9 protein-coding genes and 1 pseudogene are annotated in these 11,758 nt (G+C 39.4%); all 10 read left to right on the top strand.

Annotation, left to right across the window (positions count from 1 at the left end):
• Positions 1-1,030: hypothetical protein (locus DSM106972_RS52050; protein ID WP_201800913.1), on the top strand; the 1,030-nt coding region annotated here is incomplete at its 5' end.
• A gap of 81 nt (positions 1,031-1,111) precedes the next feature.
• Entirely contained in the window at positions 1,112-2,254 is a 1,143-nt protein-coding gene (locus DSM106972_RS54660) for a CIS tube protein (RefSeq protein ID WP_233787987.1), read from the top strand.
• Positions 2,255-2,454: 200 nt separating this feature from the next.
• A complete protein-coding gene (locus DSM106972_RS50400) occupies positions 2,455-4,362 on the top strand; it encodes a VgrG-related protein (protein WP_127087760.1) in 1,908 nt (635 codons plus the stop codon).
• Positions 4,363-4,506: 144 nt separating this feature from the next.
• Positions 4,507-4,920: a gp25 family contractile injection system sheath assembly initiator gene (locus tag DSM106972_RS50395; RefSeq protein ID WP_127087759.1), complete on the top strand. Its 414-nt coding sequence runs from the start codon at positions 4,507-4,509 to the stop codon at positions 4,918-4,920.
• Positions 4,921-5,011: 91 nt separating this feature from the next.
• Entirely contained in the window at positions 5,012-7,213 is a 2,202-nt protein-coding gene (locus DSM106972_RS50390; protein ID WP_127087758.1) for a putative baseplate assembly protein, read from the top strand.
• Positions 7,214-7,260: 47 nt separating this feature from the next.
• On the top strand, positions 7,261-8,286 hold the full coding sequence (locus tag DSM106972_RS50385) for a phage tail protein (RefSeq protein ID WP_127087757.1): 1,026 nt from the start codon (positions 7,261-7,263) through the stop codon (positions 8,284-8,286).
• Between the two features lie 70 nt (positions 8,287-8,356).
• Positions 8,357-9,556, top strand: a complete 1,200-nt coding sequence (locus DSM106972_RS50380; protein WP_127087756.1) for a DUF4159 domain-containing protein — start codon at positions 8,357-8,359, stop codon at positions 9,554-9,556.
• A 102-nt stretch (positions 9,557-9,658) separates the two neighbouring features.
• A complete protein-coding gene (locus DSM106972_RS54655; protein ID WP_233787986.1) occupies positions 9,659-9,811 on the top strand; it encodes a hypothetical protein in 153 nt (50 codons plus the stop codon).
• Positions 9,812-9,916: 105 nt separating this feature from the next.
• The gene (locus DSM106972_RS50375) at positions 9,917-11,311 is read left to right on the top strand and encodes a protein kinase domain-containing protein (protein WP_127087755.1); all 1,395 of its coding nucleotides are present in this window, start codon (positions 9,917-9,919) and stop codon (positions 11,309-11,311) included.
• Positions 11,312-11,372: 61 nt separating this feature from the next.
• Positions 11,373-11,758: pseudogene (locus DSM106972_RS50370) on the top strand (hypothetical protein); the annotation flags it as partial.

Genomic DNA, 11,758 nt, shown 5'->3' with positions numbered 1-11,758 from the left:
AACAACCGCACCAGTTTCCGAGCAACCAGTACCACATCAAGCTTCAGAAACCTTACCATTACAGCAAGCTTCAAACCAAAGCAATAACCCAACAACGCCGAATATAGAAACAACCGCACTAGAAACTTCGCAACAAGTACCATTACAACAAGCTTCAAACCAAAACACTAACCTAACAGTGCCGGATATAGAAACAACGGCACCAGTTCCTATTCAAGCAAAATTTCCAGAAACTTCTAAAGTCGAACCAAGAAAGCAAACACGAGTTCAAAAAAGTAAACCGGCAATACCAAACATCGAAACAACGGCACCAGTTTCAGTTCAACCAACATCACCAGAAACTTCTGAAGCCGATCCATTGCAGCCTGCGAAGGCAGGCTTTACTCATATAGCCACACCTTTTAAGGTGTCCCAAGATGATGCCATTAGCGGACAGTTAAAGCAGTTAAAAAATAAAGCAGATACACAAAAAAATCTGAATTTACTAGAGCATCTCAACGAAGGTGGCACAGAAAAAGACATTGTACAAAGAAAAACTGCTGCTCACAATAATTATTCATCGCCACCCTTAATTTTTAAAAAATCAACTTCAAATAATACATCCTCTAGTAATAATATAGATACCCCTTCACAATGGTCAAGTATTGAAAGTTTATTAAATATAGGTAATGAAGAGTCTAGTTTTACTAGCTCTAATAGTGAAATTGGAGGTAATTATAATACTAAAACAAGCAATCAACTTCCTATTCAACAAAAACCTGCATATTCGCATAAAGCGGTTGATGATAATCAAAATAAAAGTTCACCTAGCGATATATCTAACGATATTAAACCATTTACTGAAACTATAAAAAGTTCTTTTAATGAGTCATTTAATTCAGATTCATCTAATTCAAAGTTAGCTGATTCAAAAGAAGATGATGAAATAGCTCTTGAAGCTCTTGCTCGTGAAGTTTACACAAGATTACGACAACAGCTAGAAATTGAGAAAGAACGTCAAGGTAGCTTTACAGGTCGTTTACCTTGGTAATACGATGATTGCGCGATTTTACTACCCTGCGGGAAAACTCCGTTTACGTATATGAATAGATTTTAAGGAAAACAATTAATAATGCCAAGTCCTTCTGTAGTCACTCCTCAAAAACGTCAACCTCAACTCGAAAAAGCTAAACTCAAAGCTTATAACGGTGAGGCGCCAGACATTGAGTTAATGTTTAACCCTAGCGAAATTAGCTTTTCTCGAACTGTTAACTGGCAACAACATCCAGGGAATAGAGGAACAACTTTATTACCGAAGATTAACTTCTCAGGTGTTGAACCTTATCAATTTATACTTAGACGATTAATCTTCGATACCTATGAAACGAAAGAGTCTGTAATGACATATATAAATATTATTAAAAAGGGAGTTGAAACTATTGAAAATCAAACTGATACACGTCCTCCTGTTTATACATTTATATGGAAGGATGAATATTTTTACTGTGTAATGGTTAGTCTAACCTATACCCTAAATATGTTTCTTACTGATGGTACACCAGTTAGAGCAATGGTAGATATTTCATTACAAGAAGTAGATAAGAATAATCTCCCTGGAGGAAGTCAATCTGCTTCTCAGGGGCAGCAGCGACAAAATAGCTCTCAAGGTACATCTCTTTTTAACGACAGCCCAAATCAATCTGGTGGAGGTCAGAATCTAGGAGGTGGAAGCCAGAATCTAGGAGGTGGAAGCCAGAATCAAGGAGGCGGAAATCAAAATCAACTAGGAGGCGGAAATCAAAATCAAGGAGGAGGAAATCAAAATCAAGGAGGCGGAAATCAAAATCAAGGAGGCGGAAATCAAAATCAAGGAGGCGGAAATCAAAATCAAGGAGGAGGAAATCAAAATCAACTAGGCGGAAATCAAATTCAACTAGGCGGAAATCAAATTCAACTAGGCGGAAATCAGAATCAGCCTGGTGGAGATGCAAAACCACCTGGTGCAGGTCAAAACCAACCTGGTGCAGGTCAAAACCAACCTGGTGCGGGTCAAAACCAACCTGGTGCAGGTCAAAACCAACCTGGTGGAGATGCAAAACCACCTGGTGCAGGTCAAAACCAACCTGGTGCAGGTCAAAACCAACCTGGTGGAGGTCAAAACCAACCTGGTGCAGGTCAACCAAAACCACCTGGTGCAGGTCAAAACCAACCTGGTGCAGGTCAACCAAAACCACCTGGTGGAGGTCCGAAACCACCAAAAGGAAAGAAGAAATAATGTACAGGTAATGTCTTAGTCAAAACGAATGAGGTTTCGGGGAAAAGGAACTGATGTTAAAGAGGAAAAATACGGCATTACCTTGGCAATAACGTTCTTTTCCCTTTCCCTTATTATGAGGCAGTATTGATATCTTGATATCTCACTACGTTATTCGACCTACTTCAATATTCTTTAGAATTTTTTTGAGTTTAAAAAATATGGCACAACAAAGTCTTTATTTAGCTCAACCTATAATCGAAATAGGCGGACAACAAGCAACTCCTGAATTAATGAAGGATTTGTTGCAAATTACTATTGAGGAAAGTTTGCACTTGCCTGCAATGTTTACATTGGTAGTTCATAATAGTTATTTGCCTACTAATGATAAAGCACAATACCAACCTTGGCGCCACGAAAAATTGTTTGAAATTGGTAAAAAAATCAGATTAGGGTTTATTTCTAGTACTACCCAAGACTTACGTTTTCAGATGGAGAAACAAGGCTATTTAATTGATGGTGAAATTACAGCAATTGAAGTTCATTTTAATAATAAATCTGAGGCGCCTATAATAGTTCGCGGTTATGATACCTCGCATCGACTGCATAGAGGGCGCCAAAATCGCTCTTTTTTGAATAATACCGATAGCGATATTGTACGCAAAGTTGCTACTGAAGTAGGTATACAACTTGGAAGAATAGACGAGAGTGGCGAAGCTCATGAGTATGTTTTTCAAGAAAATCAAACTAATATGGAATTTTTGCGAGAAAGAGCGGCTCGTATTGGTTTTGAGCTTTTTATTGAAGAGGGTAAAATTAATTTTCGTAAACCAGAAGCTCAAGTAGCTGTACAACTGAAATGGCTAGAAGAAATTAGCAGCTTTAGTACTCGCGTTACTAGTGCAGAACAAGTAAGTGCGGTTGAAGTGCGTAGTTGGGACTATACTCAGAAGAATATAATTACTTCTACGGCTAATTCAGAAATGGTAATAACTAATACTGGCAATCAAAAAGGAAGTACTAGCAGTAACAAGTTCAACATCGGCATACCTCCAAAAATGACTGTTGTAGATAAACCCGTTTTTAGTGCCAAAGAAGCAGAGGTAATGGCTCAGGCTTTATGTGATGAATTAGGGGGAGAGTTTGTTTATGCAGATGCGAAAGCAGAAGGTAATCCTAAAATTCGACCGGGTAGGTTTGTAACTCTACAAAATATGGGCGAACGTTTTAGCGGTAAGTACTATATTACAGAAACACGCCACTTTTACAGCCAGCGAGTTTATACTACGGAATTTAGCGTTCGAGGTTTGCGTTCTGGTAATTTATACACCTCGATATCACCACAAATACGTTTACAACCTGGTCAAACATTTTTAGTAGGAATTGTCACTAATAATCAAGACCCTAAAGGATTAAGTCGAGTTAAAGTCAAGTTTCCCACTCTCACTGAAGAACATGAGAGTTACTGGGCAAGAGTTGTATCAACAGGCGCCGGAATTGGGCGTGGTACAGATTGGCTACCAGAAATTAATGATGAAGTTTTGGTTGGTTTTGAACATGGCGATATTCACAGACCTTATATTATTGGCGCAGTCTGGAACGGAAAAGATGCACCCCCAACTCCTGTACGAGATAGTGTAGTTGGTGGTCGAGTTCGTTTGAGAACTTTCAAAACCCGTGTTGGTCATCAATTACAGTTTGTAGATGAAGATAAAGGCGCTAGTAACACAGGTGTATATATTCAGACAATAGCTGGGCATAAAATTAGTATTAATGATACTAAAAAGTTTATAGAACTTAAAACAGCATCAGGACAGGTTGTAAATCTTGATGACACTCTTGGCACTATCAGCATTACAGCAAATACCATGATTAGTAATAAGGCTACTGCTTCTATATCCTCTATGGCTGCATCTATTAGTTCAACAGCAGCCGCCACAATGAGCATGAGTTCACTTGGTCCAATGACTATGACCGCAGGCGCCAGTATAAGTATGACGGCTGGTGGCGCCATCACAATTACTACACCTGGTCTTTTGGCTATTACTGCTGGAACTATGACGCTAACTACTACTTTGGGTCCAATTACAATGACTACACCAATAACAGGTCCCAAACCAATTCCATAAACAAGGGGGAAAGATTAAAGGGGAAGGGGAGAAGTACTTCCTTTACCCTTTTGTTGAAACTCGACCTTTGGCGAATAGGTTTATATCTTCTGCCCCAATATTTTAGATGTATATGAATACTATCTACTGCGGAGGGCGCCCGGAATGCCAAATCCCGTTTATGGTCAGCAGCGAGAATATTTAGGTAGAGGTTGGGCTTTTCCACTGCAATTAAATTTGCAGGGTGGGATAAAGTTTAGCAGTGAGGATGAGAAAGTCAGAGAATCTATTTGGATTATTCTTCGTACTAGTGTAGGTGAACGGATTTATCGACCGAACTTTGGGTGTCGCTTGTCAGAATTGGCGTTTGCTCCCTTGAATAGCGATACTTTACTACAAATTCGTATGTATGTGACAGAAGCGTTGGAAGTTTGGGAACCGCGTATCATTCTTAATGATGTTCGCGCTGACCCTGACCCAATACGGGGTAGAGTTGACATTATTATTAAGTATAAACTCAAGGATTATCCTGATATTTATAGCTTTGTTTATCCTTTTTATTTGGTTTCGGCGGAGTAGGGGGGGCGGGGCACTTTTGGCGCCCACCCCATAAGATAGATAATCCAAATCTATAATCCAAAATCTATAATCTAAAATCTAAAATAAAGCTGTGGAATTTGACTTTTTACCAAAATTACCTTCCTCCAATTTGGATGACCGCACCTTCGACGATTTGGTGGATGAGTGCATTATGCGTATTCCTCGCTACTGTCCTGAATGGACTGACTATAATCTGAGTGACCCTGGAATTACGCTAATTGAATTGTTTGCTTGGTTAACCGACCAAATGCTACTTAGGTTTAATCAAGTACCGCGTAAAAATTATGTAGCCTTTCTAGAATTACTGGGCATTCGTCTCCAACCACCTGCGCCAGCGCGCACGCATTTAACTTTTTATTTAAGTTCTGATTTGCCGGAAACTTACACTATTCCACAAGGAATTGAGGTTTCAACGGTACGAACTGAAACAACAGAAGCTATTACTTTTAGTACTGATTCGCCTTTAATTATTGCAAAACCCCGTTTACAACATTTTCTAACAGCATTGACTGTAGAAGAAATTCCTCAGTCTTTAAGAGAAAGGGTAACTAGTACTTGGAATCGCCAATCTGAATCTTTCTGGGAAGGTAGCGAACAACCAATATTTGAAGAGGAACCAGCACCAGGTAACTGTTTTTACATTGTTATTAATTCTGATGACCCTCTTGATGGTAATGTTTTAGAAATTACTGTTCAAGGCGCCTCTGCCACACCTACTGGTATTAATCCTAACCAACCTCCACGTCGTTGGGAAGCTTGGGATGGGGAGAAATGGCAACCTGTTTTATTAAAAGAAGTAGACGATAAAACACGAGGCTTTAGTTTTTATGAAATTGCTCAACAGGGTAGTTATCCAGAGCAAGGTGCCGAAGTACGGCTACATTTACCGCAAAACTGGCCTGTAACCAATTTTATATCATACCGGGGTCGTTGGATTCGCTGTTTACTCATTCCATTAGACGCAAATAATTCTGGTTATAATCGTCCTCCACGAATTATAGGTTTGGGAGTAAGAACGGTTGGTGGTACTGTACCTTGCAGTCAAAATAACTTAATCGAAGATGAACGTTTGGGTATTAGTAATGGTAAACCAGGGCAAGTTTTTCAACTCCAACAACCACCTATTTTAGAACGTCGAGCCGAGGAATACATTCTAGTTATTCCTCCAAATGGTTTACCTCAAAAATGGGAAGAAGTTAGAGATTTCGCAGATTCCAATTCACAGAGCTACCACTATATAATAGATTCGATAAGCGGTACAGTTCAGTTTGGTCCGTTAATTCGTGAACCCAGTCAACTTAAAAGCGAAACACAAGTTCGGGCACGCATCCAGCAACCAAGACCAGAAGATACATTTGTTCAAGTTCGTGATATAGAAAATAACAACCTTGAACATCAGTACGGAGCAATTCCTCCACGCGGTTCAGAAATTCGCATGGTTTGTTACCGCACAGGAGGAGGTAGAGAAGGTAATGTTCAAGCAAATTCGCTGCAATTTTTAAAATCTGCTGTTCCTTACGTGAAGAGTGTTATCAATCATAAAGGCGCCATTAATGGAGCTGATGCAGAGTCACTCGAACAAGCAGTAATTAAGGCGCCGCGAATTTTACGTTCCCGTGACCGTGCAGTTACAGTTGAAGATTTTGAAGCACTAGCTCAAATTGCAGCTCAAGGAGCAATTGCTCGCGTTCGCTGTTTACCAGCAGAAATTAATCGGCAAGCAGGTACAGTTAGTTTGTTGATAGTGCCCAATTACAACACAGACGCTATTACCCAAGGACAAGGTTTATCTCCTGATAAATTCGACCTTAGTCCAGCACTTACTCAACAAGTTTTGCGTTACTTAGATGAAAGAAGGTTATTAGGAGTTCAAGTACAACTACAACAACCAGAATATATTGGTGTTTGTGTCCAAACCGAAATTGGTTTAGAACCTGCTTATGATAACCCTCTCGCTCGTGAAGAAATTCTGCGTGCTATCCGAATATCACTGTATAAATTTTTAAATCCCTTAACTGGAGGTATGGAAGGAAAAGGTTGGGCATTTGGGCGCCCACTTTATGAGTCAGATATTGTGGCATTACTCCAACAAGCGCGTGGTGTTCGCTATCTCGGCCCTGTTTTACTATTTCCTATACGCTTTCAAGGTGGCACATGGAGGCGCCAGCCATCACCAGAGCGCGTAATTGACCCTGGAGTCCAGGGATTAATTTGTTCATGGGCTGATAATAACTTGCGTTCTGGTCATGTAGTTAATATTCTTAATCGTTAATAAATTATTAAGACGTGATATATCACGTCTCTACATTTAGGACTATTATGGTTCAAAGTCGTTCTAGCTCTAAAGTCAAAATAGACTTAATTCCAATGCAAATTCCTGAAGCACTACCGGGAGTAGCTTTGGCATTTACAGGGGCAGAAAGTCTTGATGTTACTACTGGGCAGAGTTTGTTACTACGTCCTGGACACAAGAGCGAAATGATTGTGCAAGTGCAAAATTTGACGAAAAATCCTTTACAGTTGGACTTGAAAGTAAAAGGTGAGTTTCCTGCATCGTGGTGTCAAATTGGCACAGAAGGCTCTGAAGTTCCACCTAAAGGTACTATGCAAGCTGTACTTTATTTTCAAGTCCCTGTCACGTTTTTTGAAGATCACTCTGCTATTATTCCAGGGCAAAAAGATACATTAGACCTTAACTTTCGCTGTTCTGTTCATTTACATTTAGACCTCGGTACAGAACAAATAATAGAGACAAGCGACGAATTTAATATATGTATACGACCTTGGTCTACGTATATGGAATTTTTGCCGCTTCTTTATCGTGAAGTAGACTTTATTGGTCGCTTCATGAATATCTTTGAGCAAGCTTATCAACCAGCAATTGATAGTTTTAATTCTATGTGGGCAAACCTCGACGCTTTAACGGCGCCGCAAGCATTATTACCATTTTTGGCTCACTGGGTTGGTTGGCAATTTGACTCAGTATGGGAACTTCCACAGCAGCGTCGTCTAATTCGACGCGCGGTTGAGTTGTATCGATGGCGAGGAACTCGTAAAGGTTTGCGTCTTTATTTACATTTATATACTGGATTACCTTTGGATGAAGATATACAAAATGAAAATGATAAACATATCAGTATTACTGAGCCTTTTGGTAATGGTTTTATTCTTAATGAAGCTGAACTCGGAAATGCTGTGTTAGGAGGAGGACAAGCATATCATTTTGTTGTGCGCTTGCGACCGAAAGAATCTAATACTATACACGAAGCTCTTATAAGGAGGATTATTGAGCAAGAAAAACCCGCTTTTTGTACCTATGAATTATCTATAGAGAATCCCCCCTAGCCCCCCGCGCTCTGTTGGGGGGAGCAAAATCCAAAATTTCAAATCTATTCATGTGCGAAGCAAAATCCTTATGTCACATCCTTTTCCACCTCCACCAATTCAACCTTTTGAACGTCTTCAAGCTTCTGATGGTTTACTGATAAATGCTGAACGCTGGCGTAAAGCACATAATTATCACCGCGCGCGGCAAAATACTCATTATCAATGTTTGAATCAACCTGGAATTGTTTGCGGTTTGGGTGTGCAAGATATTCCAGCGCCGAGTAATGTTGAGGCTAAGTATCGAGATGGACGTTGGGTGCAAATTCAGCCGGGTATTGCGATAGATTTGGCTGGTAATTTAATTGTTGTGCCGACACCTTATGATTTTCCAATTGATTTAGAAGTTGCTAATACTGAGCCGCTTATGGTCTATTTAACTGTTAGTTATATTGACCCTGAAGACCTACGCACGCGCGATTCTAGAGATACTGTTCGTGAGACTTATCGGTTTGACCAAAAAAACTCAACGCTTGATATTTCAGAAATTGAAATTTGCCGTATTCTTTTACAGCCAGGACAGAAAGATATTACCCAACCTGGTGATGCATTTTTTCCAGGTTATAATAATATAAATTTACTTTACCGTCGTTCAGCACAAGCGCGACCTCAAGCAATAGTGCGATTTGCACAGGTAAATCACAGTGATTCTGGATGTGACCGCAATTTTTTCAATGTATCTTACTTGTTACAATCAATCGAGCCTTTGTACTTTTATTTACGAGGAACTGATGAAGCGGGGCAAGTTAGTTTATCGGAAAATTTTCAAGAATATGACTTACTTTATCTGACTGGGCAAGAAGCATTATCATTTAATGATATCGAGTTGGAAGCTCTAAAAAATTACTTAAACTCAGGTGGAGTACTTCTAGTTGATGCACCGCGAGATGCAATTCCTTTAATAGAAAGTACTTATTCTTTAGGAGAACAGTTAAAAAATCCTTTAAGACCTTTAGCTGAATTACGACGCGACCATCCTTTGAGAACGCACCCTTTTTTATTTGCAGCTTTACCAATTGTAAATCAACGACCAATTGAAATATCAACTGCTGGAGGAATTATTTTAATTACTGGTGATTTAGCATCCGCTTGGGGATTAGATAAAGACCTGACGCTGCCTAGGGTTGCAATCCGTACCGCTCAAGAATTAGGTATTAATATTCTTGCTTATGCTTGGAAACGGCGCCAGTTAATCGGGTTACAACAAGAAGACGATTCTGGAAAGTGGTAGTTGTTTATATCTAATATGGAAAATTTAAAAATATTTCTTTTTATGTATACATGAGTGATGATTTATACCATCACCTTGGCTTTTTCAATGCGGTTTCCCTTTATGTGTGTCAGTGCCGCATTCGCTCTCTTTAAATTCGACGCTCAACCGGGAACTTGGAGTGTAGCAGAGTCGATTTTGGTTAACTCGCAAACAGGGTTACTCAATGGTGCGTCTGATCGCCGCAGACCTGAAGGTGGGGCTTATGGTTACTAAATAACGTTGGTTCCTACTGATATTGGTACATTGGATGCTCCTGTATCTTAGAGACAACTGTGGCAAAATGGGAATATAATCTCTCTTAAATTATGGTTAAATCCAATGCTTCCCAGTCATACTCTCCGCAATCGCTATAAAATCATCAAGCAATTGGGAAGCGGTAGCTTCGGAATCACTTATTTAGCTGAAGATCTAGATTTACCCGACCATCCTTTGTGTGTCGTCAAAAATCTTCGGCAAAGCCAAAGCCAAGACGAGTTACAAGTCTTTATTAATTTTTTTAACAAGGAAGCACAAGCTTTATATCGCTTGGGTCGCGAATATAGTCAAATACCACAGTTGTTTGCTCATTTTGAAGAAGGAGGCGAATTTTATCTAGTACAAGAATATATTGATGGACACGATTTGAGCCAAGAAGTTTTTTCTGGTAATAGATTAAGTGAAGCGAAGGTAACGCAACTTTTAAAAGAAATTTTAGAAGTATTATCAATTATTCATAATAAAAATATTATTCATCGAGATATCAAAGCACAAAACTTAATGCGTCGCAATAGTGACGGTAAAATAGTATTAATAGACTTTGGAACTGTCAAGGAAATTAGCACTATTAAAGTTAATCCTCAAGAGCAAACCAGTGTAACTGTTGCTGTTGGTACTTATGGCTACATGCCTCATGAACAATTAAATGGATATCCCAAGTTATGCAGTGATGTTTATGCAGTGGGGATGTTGGGAATTTATGCTTTAACTGGAGTTAGACCGCAGCAACTTCCGAAAGACCCAGACACTTTTGAAGTAATTTGGCGAGATCAGGTTTCGGTTAGCTCCCATCTCGCAAGTGTGTTAGAAAAAATGGTACGTTCTAACTACAAAGAACGATATCAAACCGCAGGTGAAGCGTTGCAAGCACTAACAACACCATCATCAGAACCCATACATTTAACACCACCGTCTTCATCATCAATTTCACAACCACCACATTTTCTTGTAGCAAACCAGAGATTTTTTATTGGCGCCGGAGTTTTAGTGAGTTTACTTTTTGGAATTGGGTTATTATTTATGACTTCGAGACAGCACACAGCAGATGCGGAAATATGCTCAGAAACAAATGCATTACCTAATTCAAAAATATCACCAGATTTTATAGATAGTAAAGGAAATAAATATTATGGAGAATTTAAAAATAAAATGTATAACGGTTGTGGAACACTAGTTTACACAAATGGTCAAAAATATCAAGGGAGATTCAAAGAGAGTAAGTTTCATGGAACAGGAACGTTTACATTTGAAAATGGCGCTCGCTATATAGGTCAGTTCTATGAAGGTAAATACGAAGGTATGGGTAAATTAATTTACAATAATAATTGCCAATATATAGGGGAATTCAAACAGGGTATGTTTGATGGTCAAGGAATCTGCATATCTCAAGACGGCTCCCATGAAGGAATTTGGCGCCAGGGCAAATTACAAGGGAAAAATAAAACTTGCTGCGAGTAGGTTGTGAATCAATGCTAAAAAATACGAGATTTTCAAATATTATAATACCTATTAATAAAAAATGAATCAGAAATCCTTTATCAACCTAATATTGCTGTTCCCTAAAGCTTGTTTAGTCTTTATCAGCAGTTTCGTTATTGGTCTAGAGCCATATTTACAAATGTCTCTAGCCCAACCTCAGCCAGAACAACCACCAACTCCAGTTACCCCGCAAGATACAACACCAACTCCGGAACCACCACCAACTCCAGTTACCCCGCAAAATACAACACCAACTCCAGAACCACCACCAACTCCAGTTACCCCGCAAAATACAACGCCAACTCCACTTATTCCACAAAATACAACGCCAACTCCAGTTACCCCGCAAAATACAACACCAACTCCAGCCAAACCACAAAATACAACACCAACTCCAGCCAAACCACAAAATACAACACCAACTCC

It is taken from the genome of Dulcicalothrix desertica PCC 7102, assembly GCF_003991905.1.
Classification (GTDB): domain Bacteria; phylum Cyanobacteriota; class Cyanobacteriia; order Cyanobacteriales; family Nostocaceae; genus Dulcicalothrix; species Dulcicalothrix desertica.
The sequence above is the reverse complement of the archived record's forward strand: the minus strand, read 5'-3'. Positions and strand labels throughout refer to the sequence as shown.

What these genes read in the sequence shown, in the direction of transcription:
- DSM106972_RS54655 (WP_233787986.1), top strand. Translation starts at nt 9,659, where the DNA reads ATGTGTGTCAGTGCCGCATTCGCTCTCTTTAAATTCGACGCTCAACCG.
- DSM106972_RS54660 (WP_233787987.1), top strand. Translation starts at nt 1,112, where the DNA reads ATGCCAAGTCCTTCTGTAGTCACTCCTCAAAAACGTCAACCTCAACTC.
- DSM106972_RS50400 (WP_127087760.1), top strand. Translation starts at nt 2,455, where the DNA reads ATGGCACAACAAAGTCTTTATTTAGCTCAACCTATAATCGAAATAGGC.
- DSM106972_RS50395 (WP_127087759.1), top strand. Translation starts at nt 4,507, where the DNA reads ATGCCAAATCCCGTTTATGGTCAGCAGCGAGAATATTTAGGTAGAGGT.
- DSM106972_RS50375 (WP_127087755.1), top strand. Translation starts at nt 9,917, where the DNA reads ATGCTTCCCAGTCATACTCTCCGCAATCGCTATAAAATCATCAAGCAA.
- DSM106972_RS50385 (WP_127087757.1), top strand. Translation starts at nt 7,261, where the DNA reads ATGGTTCAAAGTCGTTCTAGCTCTAAAGTCAAAATAGACTTAATTCCA.
- DSM106972_RS50380 (WP_127087756.1), top strand. Translation starts at nt 8,357, where the DNA reads ATGTCACATCCTTTTCCACCTCCACCAATTCAACCTTTTGAACGTCTT.